This is a genomic window from Pseudoalteromonas aliena (assembly GCF_038155085.1).
Taxonomy (GTDB): Bacteria; Pseudomonadota; Gammaproteobacteria; order Enterobacterales; family Alteromonadaceae; genus Pseudoalteromonas; species Pseudoalteromonas aliena_A.
In genome coordinates this window covers 54,836-71,520 of sequence record NZ_JBAKAU010000005.1, presented here as the reverse complement: position 1 = coordinate 71,520, position 16,685 = coordinate 54,836, and the positions used below count along the sequence as shown (strand labels likewise).

Annotated in this window: 17 protein-coding genes; 5 read left to right on the top strand and 12 right to left on the bottom strand. The window is 38.0% G+C overall.

The annotated features are described in order from the left end of the window. Nucleotides 1–113: 113 nt before the first annotated feature. Together V6260_RS06975 and ilvY are read right to left on the bottom strand one after the other, a co-directional pair. Complete coding sequence (locus tag V6260_RS06975) at nucleotides 114–1,160, bottom strand: GGDEF domain-containing protein (RefSeq protein ID WP_341593325.1); 1,047 nt, start codon at nucleotides 1,158–1,160, stop codon at nucleotides 114–116. Between the two features lie 111 nt (nucleotides 1,161–1,271). Next, a complete protein-coding gene (ilvY, locus tag V6260_RS06970; protein ID WP_341593323.1) occupies nucleotides 1,272–2,177 on the bottom strand; it encodes an HTH-type transcriptional activator IlvY in 906 nt (301 codons plus the stop codon). A 138-nt stretch (nucleotides 2,178–2,315) separates the two neighbouring features. On the opposite strand from ilvY, the gene ilvC reads away from it, so the two are divergent. After that, nucleotides 2,316–3,788: a ketol-acid reductoisomerase gene (gene ilvC, locus V6260_RS06965; protein WP_341593322.1), complete on the top strand. Its 1,473-nt coding sequence runs from the start codon at nucleotides 2,316–2,318 to the stop codon at nucleotides 3,786–3,788. 133 nt (nucleotides 3,789–3,921) lie between these two features. Further along, nucleotides 3,922–5,841 carry a methyl-accepting chemotaxis protein gene (locus V6260_RS06960; protein ID WP_341593321.1) on the top strand — a complete coding sequence of 640 codons (1,920 nt, stop codon included), beginning with the start codon at nucleotides 3,922–3,924 and terminating at the stop codon, nucleotides 5,839–5,841. A 147-nt stretch (nucleotides 5,842–5,988) separates the two neighbouring features. Here V6260_RS06960 and V6260_RS06955 read toward each other — a convergent pair whose 3' ends face one another. After that, on the bottom strand, nucleotides 5,989–6,333 hold the full coding sequence (locus V6260_RS06955; RefSeq protein ID WP_341593320.1) for a GIY-YIG nuclease family protein: 345 nt from the start codon (nucleotides 6,331–6,333) through the stop codon (nucleotides 5,989–5,991). A 107-nt stretch (nucleotides 6,334–6,440) separates the two neighbouring features. On the opposite strand from V6260_RS06955, the gene V6260_RS06950 reads away from it, so the two are divergent. Then, on the top strand, nucleotides 6,441–6,800 hold the full coding sequence (locus V6260_RS06950) for an outer membrane protein assembly factor BamE (protein ID WP_341593319.1): 360 nt from the start codon (nucleotides 6,441–6,443) through the stop codon (nucleotides 6,798–6,800). 65 nt (nucleotides 6,801–6,865) lie between these two features. Here V6260_RS06950 and V6260_RS06945 read toward each other — a convergent pair whose 3' ends face one another. Both V6260_RS06945 and V6260_RS06940 read right to left on the bottom strand, forming a co-directional pair. Then, nucleotides 6,866–7,189 (bottom strand): RnfH family protein, encoded by a 324-nt coding sequence (locus V6260_RS06945; protein WP_341593318.1) that lies wholly within the window; start codon nucleotides 7,187–7,189, stop codon nucleotides 6,866–6,868. Then, nucleotides 7,186–7,626, bottom strand: a complete 441-nt coding sequence (locus V6260_RS06940) for a type II toxin-antitoxin system RatA family toxin (protein ID WP_058548459.1) — start codon at nucleotides 7,624–7,626, stop codon at nucleotides 7,186–7,188. Before V6260_RS06940 ends, V6260_RS06945 begins: the two co-directional genes overlap by 4 nt. A gap of 146 nt (nucleotides 7,627–7,772) precedes the next feature. Between V6260_RS06940 and smpB the strand changes: the two genes are divergently transcribed. Together smpB and V6260_RS06930 are read left to right on the top strand one after the other, a co-directional pair. Next, on the top strand, nucleotides 7,773–8,252 hold the full coding sequence (gene smpB / locus V6260_RS06935; protein ID WP_058548460.1) for an SsrA-binding protein SmpB: 480 nt from the start codon (nucleotides 7,773–7,775) through the stop codon (nucleotides 8,250–8,252). 421 nt (nucleotides 8,253–8,673) lie between these two features. Further along, the gene (locus tag V6260_RS06930) at nucleotides 8,674–11,265 is read left to right on the top strand and encodes a TonB-dependent receptor (RefSeq protein ID WP_341593314.1); all 2,592 of its coding nucleotides are present in this window, start codon (nucleotides 8,674–8,676) and stop codon (nucleotides 11,263–11,265) included. A 28-nt stretch (nucleotides 11,266–11,293) separates the two neighbouring features. On the opposite strand, the gene V6260_RS06925 is transcribed toward V6260_RS06930, so the two are convergent. From V6260_RS06925 to V6260_RS06895, 7 genes are read right to left on the bottom strand one after another with little or no spacing between them, the layout of a single operon-like run. After that, a complete protein-coding gene (locus tag V6260_RS06925; protein ID WP_341593312.1) occupies nucleotides 11,294–11,695 on the bottom strand; it encodes a DUF2802 domain-containing protein in 402 nt (133 codons plus the stop codon). 17 nt (nucleotides 11,696–11,712) lie between these two features. Further along, nucleotides 11,713–12,210, bottom strand: coding sequence for a chemotaxis protein CheW (locus V6260_RS06920; RefSeq protein WP_341593311.1), 498 nt, complete (start codon nucleotides 12,208–12,210; stop codon nucleotides 11,713–11,715). 24 nt (nucleotides 12,211–12,234) lie between these two features. Next, nucleotides 12,235–13,008 (bottom strand): chemotaxis protein CheW, encoded by a 774-nt coding sequence (locus V6260_RS06915; protein WP_341593310.1) that lies wholly within the window; start codon nucleotides 13,006–13,008, stop codon nucleotides 12,235–12,237. 3 nt (nucleotides 13,009–13,011) lie between these two features. Next, nucleotides 13,012–13,782 carry a ParA family protein gene (locus tag V6260_RS06910; protein ID WP_341593309.1) on the bottom strand — a complete coding sequence of 257 codons (771 nt, stop codon included), beginning with the start codon at nucleotides 13,780–13,782 and terminating at the stop codon, nucleotides 13,012–13,014. A 12-nt stretch (nucleotides 13,783–13,794) separates the two neighbouring features. After that, nucleotides 13,795–14,751: a flagellar motor protein MotB gene (locus V6260_RS06905; protein WP_341593308.1), complete on the bottom strand. Its 957-nt coding sequence runs from the start codon at nucleotides 14,749–14,751 to the stop codon at nucleotides 13,795–13,797. 4 nt (nucleotides 14,752–14,755) lie between these two features. Continuing rightward, on the bottom strand, nucleotides 14,756–15,520 hold the full coding sequence (locus V6260_RS06900; RefSeq protein WP_341593307.1) for a flagellar motor protein: 765 nt from the start codon (nucleotides 15,518–15,520) through the stop codon (nucleotides 14,756–14,758). Next, nucleotides 15,513–16,640, bottom strand: a complete 1,128-nt coding sequence (locus tag V6260_RS06895; RefSeq protein WP_341593306.1) for a chemotaxis response regulator protein-glutamate methylesterase — start codon at nucleotides 16,638–16,640, stop codon at nucleotides 15,513–15,515. Before V6260_RS06895 ends, V6260_RS06900 begins: the two co-directional genes overlap by 8 nt. Nucleotides 16,641–16,685: the final 45 nt, after the last annotated feature.

Sequence of the window (16,685 nt, the reverse complement as noted above, 5' to 3'; positions counted from 1 at the left end):
TAAAGCACAACGCTACAAATCGAGTTTTTTTGAAGTTAACCACTGCTGCTTTATTTTCACTTCGCTACTTCCTTAGCAAAATCGAGACTGGGTTCACTCGCCCCTAGTACTTACTAAATGTCAGGGGCTATTTCTATACGGTTTCTGCCATGTGTTTTGGCAATATGCAAAGCTCTATCCGCACGCTCAACTAAAACTAAGCTATTGGTAAATGGGCGTAAAATTGCTAAACCAAAACTTGCTGAGATAGCACGTGTAGCTGTTACATCATGCTTTTTTCGGATCGCTAATTTTGCTATCGCTAAACGTATACAATCTGAAAATGTTAATATGTCATTAATACTGTCAAAATAAGCTGTTATACAAAACTCTCCGCCACCATACCTATATACATTTTCAGCCTTAGTTGTATTTTCTTTTACTTTTTTAGCAACCAACTTAAGTACTTCGTCCCCCTTTTGGTAGCCAAAATCGTCATTGAAGCGTTTAAAATGATCTATATCAAACATAATAAGTACTGCCTGTGAGTGTTCATTTACCTTCTCTGAGTATTCATGACAAAACTTTTTAATATCTTTGTCAAATTTAGCTCTACTATAAAAGCCTGTTAGAGAGTCAGTGTCAGCCACTTCGTTTGGAATATTAAGAGTTCTTTTTAAGTCTTTTATTTCATTATATGCAATAGCAAGCTTTGTTTGAAATTCTCGAGCGGAGTCTTGCATTATAATAGACTCATCAGTTAAGCGTTCAACGCAACTTAATATTTCATCATATGAGTTTGCATTAGTGAGCGTACTTAGCTCATTTTGCGAATCAACTAAGCTTGTTGTAAAACTTTTGGAGTGGTTTAGCGTAACATCTATATCATGCTGTATTTGCTCCACAGTTTTATTAAACTTTTCTGTCTTTTTTTGAAAAAAAATAAGATCGTCATTGGTTAAGTGTTTATCAAAAATCTCCTTTGCCTTATCTTGAGTACACGTTTTATTCTGTTCAATAACTTGATCTAACTCTGCGTTTAGTGAAGGATTACTACCTTCAATGTAACAATACCAAATTGCATAATTTATTGGAGTTACTGGTATACGATATTTTACCATTAAAGGAATTGCTTTTTTTAAGCTCTGAGCAGAATGAGCAAGTGATACTGCGTTATTCATAAATAAATTCTCAAGCGTCATTATTTTTTATTATAAGCTTTCAATGCTAATTAATAGTAAACATATACGCAACTTATATTAATACTATTTACTGAACTGATTTAGTTGGTATTAAATCGCTTTTGCATCTAAAGTTTGTGCAATACTCCATAAAGCACTGATTGCAGGGTCATTTAACTCTTTTCTTAATACAGCCAAACCGATATCAAACCCTTCAGGTGCTTGCATTTTTGGTGTTAGTGTTTGTACTTTATCTTGCAGCGGACTGTTATCTAGCACTATTTTAGGGACCATTGCGACACCGAGTCCTAAGCTCACCATAGATACCATTGCTTCATGTCCTGCAACTTGAGCGTAGATTTTTCCGTGAATATTATTTTTGCGCCACCAGTGCTCTAACCTTTGGCGAGAAAAACCTTGTTCTGGGACAATAAACTCTAAATCAGACCAATTAATGTCATCACTATTTTGTGTAAGCTTTTGTTTGATCGGACATTGAATTTTTGGTCCAATTAATAAAAGTGGTGAGTGACCAATATCAACAAAGGCAATTTGCGACGGTAATTTATTAGGCTTAGCCGCAATTGCCATTAATTCGTGGCCATCTAGCACACGATTTATAGCAAGTGCTGGGTCACCGGTATTTAATGTTATTTCTATGTACTGATGCTGCGCGCGAAGTTGTTCTAATATCTGATGTAAAAAACTATAAGATGCAGTTACTGAACAATAAATACTTACCTTGCCGTAAATATGCTGTTGTGGATCTTTTACATTCGTTTTAAAACGTTGCCAATTAGCAAGCGTTGCTGTTGCGTAATCAATAAACGATTCACCTTCACGCGTTAATTTAACACTGCGGTTGTCTCGTATAAATAATGCAACACCTACCTCCTCCTCTAAGTACTTTATATTACGGCTCAAAGTGGGTGCGCTTATATGGCAAAGCTCGCTTGCGCGGGCAAAGTGAAGTGTTTTAGCTAGTGCTAAAAAATAGTTTAAATGTTTATGATCCATACTAAACCCATCATTTCATATTGTGAAACACTTTAATTCAAATATATCATTTTACGCAAGCAACGATTTTACATATGGTGTTTGTAAGCGCAATAAACATTGCGCATCTAACAAACATGATTTTATAGGACACTAACAATGGCGAATTATTTCAATACCTTACCTTTACGCGAGCAACTAGCACAATTAGCGCAATGTGAATTTATGGACGCAGGCGAATTTGCCGATGGTGTAGATGTACTTAAAGGTAAAAAGCTAGTTATTGTCGGCTGTGGCGCACAAGGTTTAAACCAAGGCTTAAACTTACGTGATTCTGGTTTAGACGTTTCATACACATTACGCGCATCTGCTATTTCTGAACGTCGCCAATCATTTTTAAATGCGTCTGAAAATGGCTTTACTGTAGGCACTTATGAAGAACTAATCCCAACAGCTGATGTAGTTCTTAACTTAACACCAGATAAGCAACATACCGCAGTAGTGAATGCAATTATGCCGCTTATGAAAAAAGGCTCTACTCTTGCCTATTCTCATGGTTTTAATATCGTTGAAGAAGGCATGCAAGTACGTGAAGATATCACTGTAATAATGGTTGCGCCTAAGTGCCCAGGCTCTGAAGTACGTGAAGAATATAAACGCGGTTTTGGTGTGCCAACTTTAATTGCTGTTCACCCTGAAAATGACCCTCAGGGTCATGGTTTAGCACAAGCGAAAGCTTATGCCGCAGGGACTGGCGGACACCGTGCAGGTGTACTTAAATCATCATTTATTGCTGAAGTTAAGTCTGACTTAATGGGTGAGCAAACCATTTTATGTGGCATGTTACAAACAGGTTCTATTTTATGTTTTGATAAAATGGTGGAAAAAGGCGTTGATGCAGGTTATGCATCAAAACTAATTCAGTACGGCTGGGAAGTAATTACCGAAGCACTTAAGTACGGCGGTGTTACTAACATGCTTGACCGTCTTTCAAACCCTGCAAAGGTAAAAGCATTTGAACTAAGTGAAGAGCTAAAACTAATTATGCGTCCGCTTTATAATAAGCATCAAGATGACATCATTGACGGCACTTTCTCTCGTACCATGATGGAAGACTGGAATAACGATGACGTAAACTTACTTAAATGGCGCAGCGAAACAGCAGAGACTAACTTTGAAAAGACCCCTGCTGGCGATGTAGAAATCTCTGAACAAGAATTTTTTGATAACGGTATTTTAATGGTCGCAATGGTAAAAGCAGGCGTTGAACTTGCATTTGAAACTATGACAGCAGCCGGCATAATAGAAGAGTCAGCTTACTACGAGTCACTTCACGAGACACCGCTTATCGCAAATACGATTGCGCGCAAAAAGCTTTTTGAAATGAACCGTACTATTTCTGATACCGCTGAATACGGTTGTTATCTATATAACCATGCATGCTTGCCATTACTCGCTGATTTTATGAAGGGCATTGATACGGACGTTATTGGTAAAGGTCTTGGCGAGCAAAGTAATCAAGTAGATAACCAAACACTAATCCAAATTAACGCCGCCCTTCGTGAACACCCAGTTGAAAAAATAGGTGCTAAATTGCGCGGCTACATGTCAGCAATGAAAAAAATAGTATAATTATCAGTTTCGCTTGTTAGAAACCAAGCCCACACGCACATGCTGTGGGCTTTTTCATGTATGGCGATAATTAGCGAAAGATGAATAATGTGCTAATATAGCTCCCTATTTTGTTGTAAAAATAATTAATATCATGACGATACAAAATCTTTCTATTACTCAAAAAATCACGGCTTTAGGCAGTGCTATAGCTATATGCGTAGCTGCACTGATTGGCTTGACTTCCTTGCACAGCTCCGAAGATATTATCGAACAGCGTATGATTGAATCAGAGCTACCTAGTAAACTACAGACAATCAGCAATCGCGTAGGCGGTGAAATAAATGAACTACTAGGTGCTGCACAGCAACTATCATCAAATGAATTTATCTTACAATGGGCTCACTCTAGCAATAAAGACGATACTGTACTTTTAAAAGAGTTGAACCGTGTTGCCAAGCAATTCAACTTAGCAACAGCCTCGTGGGCAAATAGAGATACTGCACAATACTGGAACCAGAATGGCTTTTTACGTGTACTAAAAAATGACGCTGCTGATAGTTGGTTTTTTGCATTTAAACAATCTAAGGCCCCCTATTCGATTAGCATTTACCAAGAATCAGCTAATGATGTAAAAATGTTTATAAATCATCAACAAGCGAATGGAACTGGTTTAGCTGGCCTTGCTAAAAGCATTACAGATATGCAAAAGCTGCTGCAGCAATTTAAAATTGAAAAGACTGGTTTTGTATTTATTGCAGACAAAAGTGGGTTGATTCAGCTGCATAAAGATGCCAGCAAAGTAGCAAAAACAAATATTGACGATTTATATACTGCAAATATCCACAGCCAACTATTTAATAGTAATGGCTTTGCTCTAGAAGAAATTAACTTAAATGGCGAACCTACTCTTATAGCTGCAACCCCAATTAAAAATACTGATTTATATGCTGTAGCTCAAGTGCCAAAAAGTGAAGTATTTGCAAGCGTAAACACCCTACAATGGCAAATATTTACTTTTACTGTAATCACTGCGTTAGTTGCTAGCTTGATTAGTTACTTACTTGCTCGTTCTCTTTCATCTCCACTTTCTAAAATGGCTGAGTTATTTTCACGCTTAGGGTCTGGCGATGCAAACTTGGCGTATCGCTTACCAGAATCAAGCCAACCAGAACTTGACAATCTAAGTAATGGCTTTAATCAGTTCATGAATAAAATAGAAACTGCGATTACTCAAGTTGCTAGAGAAAGCCATGATATACGTCAAAGCTCTGATCATGTATTTGAGCAAGCGAAACGAAATTCACAAGCAATTGATAATCAAAAAGAGCAAACAATTTCAGTCGCAGCTGCGATTAACGAAATGGGTGCCACGGTCCAAGAAATAGCTCAAAGCGCAGCAAGTACAGCTAAACTAACCAATAGTAGTAGAGAAAATACAACACAAAGTCACAAACAAGTATTACAAAGCCAATCCACAATTTCAGCTCTGGCAAGTGATATAGATGGCATAACGGAGCAAGTTACTTTACTGTCTAAAAAAACAGTTGATATAGCAAGTATTGTTGACTCAATTAGAGATATTTCTGAGCAAACCAACTTATTGGCTTTAAACGCTGCAATTGAATCTGCCCGAGCGGGTGAGCATGGTAGAGGTTTTGCTGTAGTTGCTGATGAAGTGCGAGCACTAGCAAATCGTACATCACAATCAACCACCGAAATTCAATCTATGATTGAAGAGCTTACAAAGATATCCGACGATGTAGTTAACGATATAAGCCAATCAAAAGATAAAGCACAACAGAGCGTTGGAGCAATGCAAAGCTCTGTTGAATTACTAGATGCAATAAGTGGAACATCAAATAAAATCAATGATATGGCTACACTGATTGCGACAGCAACAGAGCAACAAAGTAATGTGGTTGCTGACGTGGGACGAAATATAGAACAAATAAGTGAAATTAGCGATAAAGCAATGAACGAACAAATCAATACTGAGCAAGCAATACGTGACTTAGCTAATAGTGCACAAACACTAGATGCCCTTGTCGCCACTTTTGAAAAACATCATTAAGCAGTATTACATATATCGTCTTTGAGCAAAATTCTACAAGCCTAAAATTGGTGGTTTTGCTCAAAAAAACACGCTTCATCTTAAGTTTGGAGAGACAATTAAAGTGTATTAGTTCAGACAGGATCTGAGCTAATAAAGTGTATTAGTTCAGACAGGATCTGAGCTAATACAGTCTAATCGTATTTTAAATGATGCAACGTAGGCTTCTTTTCTCACTTTTGTTAATTTTTTTAATTTATATTCAAGTTTGCTTGCTTCACTTTTATTGCCTACGAGTTGCTGATGAATAAGTACCAGAGGCCCCTTACCTCGAAGATTTTTAGCCCCTTTACCAGACTGGTGAATCATCAATCGCTTTTCAACATTGGTAGTGATTCCTGTATACCAATGCCCAAAACGTGTTTCAACTATGTATAAAAACCATATCACCTCACTCTTTGAAAGAGTCGTTTTCTTAATACAATGTAAACTTTTTTCATTATTAGTGGTCAAAACATTACCTTAATACCCTTAACATAAAACAATTACTTAAAAGGGTTTTACCTTTAGTGACTAATCGGTATCATGCAGATTATAAAAAATAAGGATCACAACTAACAATGCAGTCGTTAAAAACTTTTTCTCTTTGGTTTATCGTTGCTCTAACACTTAGCTCAGCAGCGGGTTGCTCTAGCTGGGTATATCGCATAAACATCCCTCAAGGTAATTTTTTAGAACAATCTGATGTTGAAAAGCTTCGTGTAAATATGACTCGAGAGCAAGTTATTTATGTTTTAGGTAGACCCATTGCCGAAGACGCTTTCGATAAAAATACGTGGCGTTATGTCTACAGCTTTAATAAAGGTCGCCAAAATGAGCAGCATAAAGAGTTAATAATTAACTTTGAAAATGAAAAGCTTGTTACACTCTCTGGTGATTACGAGCAACCAAAAAACTTTAATACACCTCTTGAACAATAGCCTTTTATAATGATAAGCATGCTTAGTATTTTATTACGATAAGCATGCTCACCCTTTATAACGAGCTAGCGCTCTAGTGGCCGTCCGCCAGTTATTTTATTTGCACGACCTTCTTCTTTTGCTTTTTCTGCACGCTTTCTACGTGCATCTTTAGGGTCAGCAATTAAGGGACGATAGATTTCAATTCTGTCCCCCTCTTTTAGCTCGTAGTTAGCTTTGACTGTTCGATTCCACACGCCTAACGTTAGTGCTGTTGGGTCTATTTCAGGGCACTTTTCAATAATACCTGACTGAATAACCCCCTGCTCAGCAGTAGTACCTTGTGGGACTTCTATAGATAAACTTGTCGCCGTAGTAGGCAATGCAAATACAACTTCTATATTAATCATAATCGCGATCCGTAAACCTGCTTAGCTCGTTGGGTAAAGGCACTCACCATATTTTTAGCAACATCATTAAATATTTTGCCAAATGCAAGTTCAACTAGCTTGCTTGAAAATTCAAACTCAAGCTCTAAGTTAACTTTACACGCTGTTTTATCTAATGCTTGAAAGTGCCAGCGCCCTTGAAGCATTTTAAATGGGCCATCAACTAAACGAAGAGCAACCGTTTGTTCATCAATAAATGTATTTTCAGTAGTAAACCACTTTTTTATACCCGCCTTAGATATTTCTAAGCTCGCTGTCATGTTATTATCATGCTGTGAAACAATTTTTGAGTCTGAACAATTAGGTAAAAACTCTGGATAAGCTTCTACATCATTAACTAGATCAAACATCTCTTTGGTGCTGTACATAACCAGCGCACTTTTTTCTATTTGTGGCATACTCACTCCCAACTGTGTGGGCGAATTTTAGCAAGCTTTACGCGTTTCCCCAAATTTTCATGGCGCTTAAATTAACCTAATTATTTTAAATGCAGAATTAAAAAATCGATGTAAAACATCTCTTAATACGTATATTATAGGGCACTATGGCTAAGAACAAATCATCAAAATCGAATAGTAATACCATCGCGCTAAACAAAAAAGCGCGTCATGAGTATTTTTTACACGACAAGTTTGAAGCAGGTGTTGAACTACAAGGCTGGGAAGTAAAAAGTATCCGAGCAGGTAAGGTAAACATCTCAGAAACTTACATTCACCTTAAAAATGGCGAAGCGTTTTTATTAGGCAGTCAAATTCAGCCTTTAAATAGCGCATCAACCCATGTTATTTGCGATCCTATGCGATACCGAAAACTTCTATTAAGCCGAAGAGAGCTTGATAGATTAGTCGGTGCAACCGAACGTGACGGCTACTCGTTGGTAGCCACAGCCATGTATTGGAAAAAATGCTGGGTGAAACTAGAGTTTCATTTAGCTAAAGGTAAAAAAATGCATGACAAACGGGAAGATGGAAAAAATAAAGACTGGTCTCGCGAAAAAGAACGTTTAATGAAGCACAAAGTATAAGCACAGCGCCTAACTAAGTTAGGCGTTTTTTTTATTAAAAAATCAACTATTATTTGTTTATTAATATACAACAGAACTACTATTCATCCAGAGTATAGATGTAAATAATTTATTACAATTTTATTTTGAATTAATTAATTTAATTATTACTCTCATTTAGGCTGTATTTTTTATTTCTAAAATAAAGCTTACACGCCTATTTCAACCTTCTTCAGCACACAACATCTGCTCTAAAATCATTCAAAAACACACTAAAAACCATACTAAAATCACATTTGAGTCTAATTGCTAACACTTAAGTTACATGATATTAATGTTCCCGCTTGTTATATCAATCCGCTTAAATATTGGATTTATTTAACAGTTTAAAAGGATTGGTATTGAGCAACTAAATTTATAACATATCAACAAGGACTTAAGGATGAAGCAATCAACTGCATTTACACCTAGCTTAATTGCAGGTGCTACAATCGCACTTTCAGCAGGTTTTACAACAACAACTTACGCTGCTGAAGAGGCTAAAAAAGTAGAGCGTATTGAAGTTACTGGCTCGCGAATCAAACGTTCAGATATCGAAGGACCTTCTCCGGTACAATCAATCGGAAGAGCTGATATTGAAAACATGGGTTATGATAACCTACAACAACTCCTCGAAAGAATGCCTGTAGCGGGTAGCGGTACTTTCTCTACACGTGGTAACAACCAAGATTCAACTGCAAATGGGTCTGCTGCTGTTAGTTTACGTGGCTTAGGTGCTGATGCTACGCTCGTACTAATCAATGGTCGTCGTGTATCTATTAGTGCATTTGCCGAAGGTATCACAAATTCATTTGTAGATATTAACAGCATTCCTGTATCAGCGATTGAGCGTATAGATATTTTAAAAGATGGCGCATCTGCTATTTACGGCTCAGACGCAGTAGCCGGTGTTGTAAACGTTATCTTGAAAAAAGACATTGACGGTGTTGAAGTTAATTTAGGCTACGGTGGCACTGATGGTCCAAATTATGAAGAAACAACAGCAAGCTTAGTATGGGGTACTACTAGCGAGAAAAGTAGTGCTTCTGTGATCATTGATTACTTTAAAAACACCTCACTATCATCTGATGAGATGGGTAGATTAGGTACAGCAGATCAATCCCCTTACGGTGGTCAGGATTTTCGCTCAACTCGTGGCTTCCCGGGGTATTTTTATGTAGACGGTGTAAAAACAATTGATCCGGCTTGTCCTGCTGAAAATGCAACTATCGATGGTAGTTGTAAGTTTGATTACGGCCCATACGGTTATATTGCACCAGAGTCTGAGCGTGTGGGCGCTATTTCTCAATTTGAATATAACTTTGATAATGGCATTAAAGGCTTTTTAGAAATGGCAGTACAACACAATACATCTGTTGCAGCCGGAGCCCCAACCCCACTTGATGAAGATGCAGGCTTAACCGTTCCAGCTAACCACCCTAACAACCCATTTGGTGAAGATATTCAAATTGGTCGATACCGTACCGTTGATGCTGGCGCACGCCAATGGGATATTGAATCAGATACTCTTCGCTTTGTTGCAGGGCTTAGGGGTGAATTTAATGACTGGAGCTGGGAAACTGCTGTACAAAAAGGCCGCAGTAAATCTCTTCAAACAGGTGATAGAACACAAGGTTGGGTGCGCACTGATTTCTTACAACAAGAAATTGATGCAGGAAACTACAATCCATTTGGCGGCACCTACAACGACCCTGCTGTAATCGAGCGTATTACAACAAGCTTGGTTCGTCGTGGTGAGTCTCACATGACTTCTTTTGATGCAAACATTACAGGTGAAGCATTTAGCTTTGGCGATGAAATAGTAATGATGGCGGCAGGTATTGAATATCGTGAAGAGGATGTAAATGACATTCCTGATGATCAATTTCAACGCGGTTTAATATTTGGTACAGAATCTGTATCTGCATCTGCAGATCGTGAACAATACGCAGCCTATATTGAGTTTTCCATTCCTCTTGCTGATAATTTAGAGCTACAACTTGCTGGTCGTTACGATGACTACAGTGACTTTGGTACAACAACAAACCCTAAAGTAGCACTTCGCTGGGCGCCTACTGATGAAATCACAGTGCGTGGCTCCTGGGCACAAGGTTTTAGAGCGCCTTCTTTGGCACAAGTTGGTTTGGGTCCATCTCAAGAAAGCCAATTCTTTGTAGATACATACCGATGTGAAGCAACCGGCCTTGATTGTGATGCACTTGATTACAACATAGAGTTTGCTGGTAACCCTGATCTTGAAGCTGAGGAATCAGAATCATGGAATGTCGGTTTTATTTGGGCGCCTTCTGCTGAGTTTGGTTTAAGCATCGATGTATGGAGTATCACTCAAGATAACAAAATTGATGAGCAAGAGTTTGGTCCAATTTATAACTCTGAGTGTAATAACCAAGATAGTACCGTATGTGTGCGTTTAACACCTACAGGTGGCGATAGCTTAGGTACAATTCAAAAAATTTACAGCACATTTGAAAACGTTTCTTCGCAAGAAGTATCTGGGGTTGATGTTTCAGCTAACTACAGTCACTCACTTGATGACTTAGGTCTACTTAAATTTAACTTAGAATGGGCATACCAAGATAAGTTTGAAAAAGATGGTCGCGATTACACCGGAGAGTATGGGTATCCAGAGCACCGCTGGATTTTCTCTACAAATTGGGAAATTGGCGAGTTTAATACAAACGTAAACATCAGTTATGTAGGTGAGTTTGAGGATACCCCTGATATTAATTTTGACGGTAATTTAGACTTTGATAGCAATACATCACGTATGATTGACTCGCAAACACTGGTAGATTTACAAACATCTTACCGTGTTACCGACTCAACTAAAGTATCGCTAGGTGTAAATAACTTATTTGATGAAGAGCCACCATTTGCAATTGGTGATGGCGATGCTGATTTATACGGCTATGCATCGGGTGTACATAATCCGCGAGGCCGTTACTTCTATACTAAAGTTAGCTTCTCATTTTAAAATAAGGACAATTAAAAACAAAAAGGCGCTAAGCGCCTTTTTGTTTATGTAGTGAGAAAAGTAACTCTGCTTCAGCTCTAGGTAACTCACATTCACGTATGACTTCATTTATATCAGCGCCTAGCTCAACCATTTTTACAGCTCGAGAGTATATTTTCGCCTCTGGATCATCATATTTTTGTGCTGCTTGCTGCTGTATTAAATCTTGGTTTTGTTGTTCAACATCAAGCACTCGCTTGCCGATACTAAGTAACCCTGTTCTAAGCTCCGAAACCTCACTACGCAAAATATGTGTTTGCTCTGAAGTATCTTTAAGTTGCTGTATGACAGATCTAACTTCAAGCGTATGTTTACCTTTCAAGGCGATAACTAAAGCTAACGATATAAGTCCTATCGCCAACGCAGCAATTGATATACTAAGTAACAGCATAATTTATATGATAAAGCTTATAAATCGCTTAACTCATCCCATTCATCGTCACTGAGTAACTTGTTTAAATCAACTAGAATGAGCAACTCATTATCACGATTGCAAACACCTTGAATAAACTTAGCACTCTCTTCAGTACCAACATTTGGTGCACTATCAATTTCAGAACTACGCAAATACACAACCTCAGAAACGCTGTCAGCTAAAATACCAATCACCTGCTCTTCAGCTTCAATTATCAAAATCCTTGAATTATCAGTGGCCTCGGCAGCTTCTAAGCCAAATCGAGAACGAGTATCTATTACTGTCACTACGTTGCCACGTAAGTTTATAATACCAATAACATAAGAAGGGGCTCCAGGGACTGGAGCTATTTCAGTGTAGCGCAATATTTCCTGCACCTGCATAACATTTACACCGTAAGTTTCCTCTTCTAGTTTAAAGGTAACCCATTGCAATATTTCATCATTGCTATCTGCATTTTTATTTGCTGAAAGTAATTTATCTTCGTTCATGCTGTTCCCTCGTAATGGTGATTATTAATCACGACTATCTAAGCCTTTTTCTAATAATATATTTAAATTATCTACATCTATCAAAGCACACATTTTTTCTTTAATAACGCCAGCAAGCCATGGACGCTTACTTTTATCTGTTCGCCATTTTACATCTTCTTTACTCAATGTAATGTTATTTATTAATTTTTCCGCTAATAATCCCCATCGGCTATCACCCAGAGTAATTAAATATTGATAGTTAAGTGATGATTCTAATTTCTCATCATACTTTTCAGGCATTACCCAACAAGCTGTATCTACAACATTCAGATTTTCATCTCTGTTAAGCATAACGCCTTTAAACCATTTTGGCTTACCAAATAAATGATTTACCTCTCCAAGCTGGTGTATTCCGCCTAGTGCTTTCAAAGGTACAGCTATAGTTAATCCTGCCACTTCAAAAAACAATGCTTGAAATTCACTATCAAAATACTTTTCTTGGCTTTGAGTCGATAACTCATGTTCAGCTTGTATATCTAAAGCAGTACCACTTACAGGGTCAGCATTCATTACAACTGCTTTATCATGACTAACGTTCAATGTGCCTTCTTGTGCAGTTAATTCTTCAGAAAACACTTTCTCTTCAGGTTTTAATTCTTCTACTTTTAGATACTCTTGCTCTTCTACAGGGTCACTAGATATATTTTCAAGAAGTTTTGCAACAGGTTCTAACTCTTCAATAGGTTCTTCTTCACAGAGCAACGCACCTAAGTACTGCTTCATCACTTTTTCATTAGCAAATAGTTGCTTACTCATTAATTAACCTTGCTCAATTAAATAATCTAAAAGGGCTTTGTATGCAAATACTCCTCGTGACTGAGGACAATATTCTATTGGTACTTTTTGCGCTAAACTTGCATCCCTAAACTTAGTATCAACGGGTATTATTCCCGACCATACTTTATCTGTATATGTGTTTTGCAGTGTTTTATATGCCTCTAACGATGCTTTTGTACGTTTATCATACATAGTAGGAATTATAGTATAAAGATAATCTTTCGCCTGGGAGGTTTTCATCAGCTCCATGGTACGCATCATCCTATCAAGCCCTTTCAATGCTAAAAACTCGGTTTGTACGGGAACTAAAATCCGTTCACTTGCAGCCAAAGCATTAACCATTAGTACACCTAAAACGGGGGGACAATCTAAAATAGCATAGTCATAATGTTCACTAATTTTTGCAAGTGCTTTTTTTAGCACTAACCCCATTCCTGTCTTATTGCCCATACTTCTATCAAGTGTAGCTATTGCCATAGTTGCAGGAAGAATATCTAGGTTTTCGAGCGTAGATGGACATAAAGCCTGAAGGATTTCTTCACCTTGCATACCCGCACCACGAGCGAAAATATCGTATACACTCACCTCTAAATCCTCTGAATCAATTCCAAAGTAATAGGTAAGAGAAGCATGGGGATCCGTATCTATGAGCAATACACGTTTTCCTTGTAAAGCTAATATACCAGCAAGGCTAACCGCCGTTGTTGTTTTACCAACCCCACCCTTTTGATTTGCAACAGTCCAAATTTTCACATTTTATCCTGGTTACTTTTCACTACGAGTAGTTATACGAATACCACCATGAGGCAAACGAATAATTTTTATTGCCTCATCGTCCGAAGGTATTTCTATTTCAGCTTTAGGCTTTTTAATAATGTCAGATTGCTCACTATTAGGCAATTTCTCTGGTGGTAAGCCGTACTTAGAAAGTGCAATAACAACTTTGCGATTTTCTGCACGCCCCTGTGGAGTGTCGTTATTAGCAAATGGTGAATACTGGCCATAGCCCTCTATCGCCATTCTAGCGGGGTCAATGCCCAATGTTTCTAGCTCTACGAGTATAGATGTTGCTCGAGCAACTGAAAGCTCCCAATTAGAGTGAAAAATTTCATTACTAATCGTTTTGTTATCAGTATAACCTCGCACCCTTATATAATTATCGACTGAAGCAATAATATCTTTGATAATTTTAACGACTTGCTTTGCTCGAGCGTGAGGTACTGAGCTAGCACTAGAAAATAACATCCCAGAGCTTAATTCAATAACAAGCCAATCTGAATTTAGTTCTAAGCTTGCTTCGCCATAACGAATTTCGTCTATCAGCGCCGATTGTAGTTTTTTTAATAAACTATCCAAAGGCTGCCCTAAATACTTTTGATTAATATTGCTTGTATTGCTCTGCCCATCAAGTAACTCAGGTCCCTGCTCTTCTTTTTGAATACTTTCCCCATATAGTACTTCAACGTCAGGAGTCACTCTATCCGTTAGAATTCCATCACCACTAATCCCTTTACCAGTTTGTGATTGTTGGCGAGCTGATTTATCAAAAACTTGTTCCAATGAATCAGATAGGATTTGAAAGTTTTCTTCTTTATTAATTGCAATAGCATACATTACAACAAAGAAAGCAAACATTATCGTCATATAATCAGCATATGAAACTAACCAGCGTTCCGTATGTTGGTTTTTTGGGGGGGAGCTTCGTAAGCGACGACGCAACATAACGTTACTTATTCACTAAACTTGGACGTTCAACGCGATAAGCTTCCAGCTTTAGCTCTATATTTGAAGGGCTTTCACCTAAACTAATTGCAATAATTCCTTCGGCAAGCAATTCATGGTAAAGCATTTTTTGCTCAACACACTGTTTAAGCTTATTCGCCATCGGCAAAAATAATAAGTTAGCCAAACCGACACCGTAAATAGTTGCAATAAATGCTGTTGCAACTCCTTCACCGAGCTTTTGTGGTTCAGTTATAAATGACATAGCTTGAATTAAACCAAGTACAGCACCTAAGATCCCTATTGTAGGGCTATACCCCCCCATAGCTTCATAAACTCTAGAAGATTCTAATAAACGTTCGCGTTCTAATAATAAATCAATTTCAAGCGTGTCCCGTAATTTTTGTTCTGACGTTCCATCGATAAGTAAGCTTAAGCCTTTCGATACATATGCATCTGGATTCATAATCGCTTCATCTTCAAGAGATAAATAACCTTCTTGACGAGCTTTATAAGACCAACGCTTAACCTGCTCAATGGCTTCATCAATATCATAGTTGGGAGGTAAAAAAATCCAAAAACTAATTTTTAGCGCCTTTTTAAAAGTACTTCCAGATGTTTGTAACATCACAGCACCAAAGGTTCCGCCCAAAACAATAACAAGTGCTGGTCCGTTAAATAGTGCCGATATCTCGCCACCTTCAAAAGAGTAACCAAGTGCTATAGCTCCTAAAGCGACAGCAAGCCCAAGTACAGAGAGCTTATCCACAACCCAATTCTCTTTTCATATAGGCTGCTACATCATCTAACGATAAAATTTCATTCGCTAAACCTGCATTGACGATTGCTTGTGGCATACCATAAACCACACAACTCTTTTCATCTTGAGCCCAGATAGTTGCACCTGCTTTCTTTAACATTCTTGCACCATCACGCCCATCGGCTCCCATTCCTGTCAAAACAATAGCGAGTACATCTCCTTGGTAGGCCTTTGCGGCACTTGCAAAAGTTATATCAACACTTGGCTTATAACTAATTCTCTCGCTTTGATCTTCAAAGACACGAAGGGTACGATTACCTCCTCGACCTTCAACCATCATTTGCTGCCCACCAGGTGCTAAATAAGCAGTTCCGGCTTGCAAACGATCTCCTTGTTGCGCTTCTTTTACTTTAATTTGACATAAACTATTAAGACGAGTAGCAAACGCTGGAGTAAATGCGGCAGGCATATGCTGAGTAAGTAAAATTGGGTAAGGAAAATTAGCTGGTAACTGAGTTAGTATTTTCTGCAATGCAACAGGTCCTCCTGTTGAAGTTCCTATAGCCACCAATTGATAATTTTTACCACTTGCTTTGCTCAATACCTTACTAGAAGCCGATGGAGCACTAACCTGTTTATAACTCCTATCTGGCTGTTTAATTAACGAATTTGAAGCACTTATGCTCGTAGACGGCTTGGATTGGGTTACTGCACCATAATTACGAAAAGCTCGCTTGCGTCCAATTTCTTTAACTTTTGTTTGCAGCAGTTTTATAGCGTCTTCATTATTTCGTGCTATATCTTCGAACTTTTTTGGTAAAAAATCCATTGCTCCAGCATCTAAAGCATCTAATGTAGCCGTTGCTCCCGCTCTGGTTAACGAAGAAAACATTAAGATAGGTGTTGGGGTGCTTGACATAATTTCTTTAACTGCACTAATGCCATCTAAAACAGGCATTTCGACATCCATCGTAATTACATCTGGGCGTAACTGAGCTGTTTTGTCTACAGCCTCACGACCATTAACAGCAAAACCAATTACTTCTATATCATTATCTTGTTCAAGAATTTCACTAACTCTTCTTCGAAAAAAGCTTGAATCATCAACAACTAATACTTTTACGGCCATTTATTTCTCTTATTAAATTTAAGTGTAGGTACGCTTTAAAACGTA

Bases quoted from the DNA above. Each gene is read 5' to 3' on its own strand.
- V6260_RS06950 (WP_341593319.1), top strand. From the start codon at position 6,441: ATGCAGTCGTTAAAAACTTTTTCTCTTTGGTTTATCGTTGCTCTAACA.
- smpB (WP_058548460.1), top strand. From the start codon at position 7,773: ATGGCTAAGAACAAATCATCAAAATCGAATAGTAATACCATCGCGCTA.
- ilvC (WP_341593322.1), top strand. From the start codon at position 2,316: ATGGCGAATTATTTCAATACCTTACCTTTACGCGAGCAACTAGCACAA.
- V6260_RS06905 (WP_341593308.1), bottom strand. From the start codon at position 14,751: ATGTTGCGTCGTCGCTTACGAAGCTCCCCCCCAAAAAACCAACATACG.
- V6260_RS06925 (WP_341593312.1), bottom strand. From the start codon at position 11,695: ATGCTGTTACTTAGTATATCAATTGCTGCGTTGGCGATAGGACTTATA.
- V6260_RS06975 (WP_341593325.1), bottom strand. From the start codon at position 1,160: ATGAATAACGCAGTATCACTTGCTCATTCTGCTCAGAGCTTAAAAAAA.
- V6260_RS06960 (WP_341593321.1), top strand. From the start codon at position 3,922: ATGACGATACAAAATCTTTCTATTACTCAAAAAATCACGGCTTTAGGC.
- V6260_RS06915 (WP_341593310.1), bottom strand. From the start codon at position 13,008: ATGAGTAAGCAACTATTTGCTAATGAAAAAGTGATGAAGCAGTACTTA.
- V6260_RS06945 (WP_341593318.1), bottom strand. From the start codon at position 7,189: ATGATTAATATAGAAGTTGTATTTGCATTGCCTACTACGGCGACAAGT.
- V6260_RS06895 (WP_341593306.1), bottom strand. From the start codon at position 16,640: ATGGCCGTAAAAGTATTAGTTGTTGATGATTCAAGCTTTTTTCGAAGA.
- V6260_RS06940 (WP_058548459.1), bottom strand. From the start codon at position 7,626: ATGCCACAAATAGAAAAAAGTGCGCTGGTTATGTACAGCACCAAAGAG.
- ilvY (WP_341593323.1), bottom strand. From the start codon at position 2,177: ATGGATCATAAACATTTAAACTATTTTTTAGCACTAGCTAAAACACTT.
- V6260_RS06920 (WP_341593311.1), bottom strand. From the start codon at position 12,210: ATGAACGAAGATAAATTACTTTCAGCAAATAAAAATGCAGATAGCAAT.
- V6260_RS06930 (WP_341593314.1), top strand. From the start codon at position 8,674: ATGAAGCAATCAACTGCATTTACACCTAGCTTAATTGCAGGTGCTACA.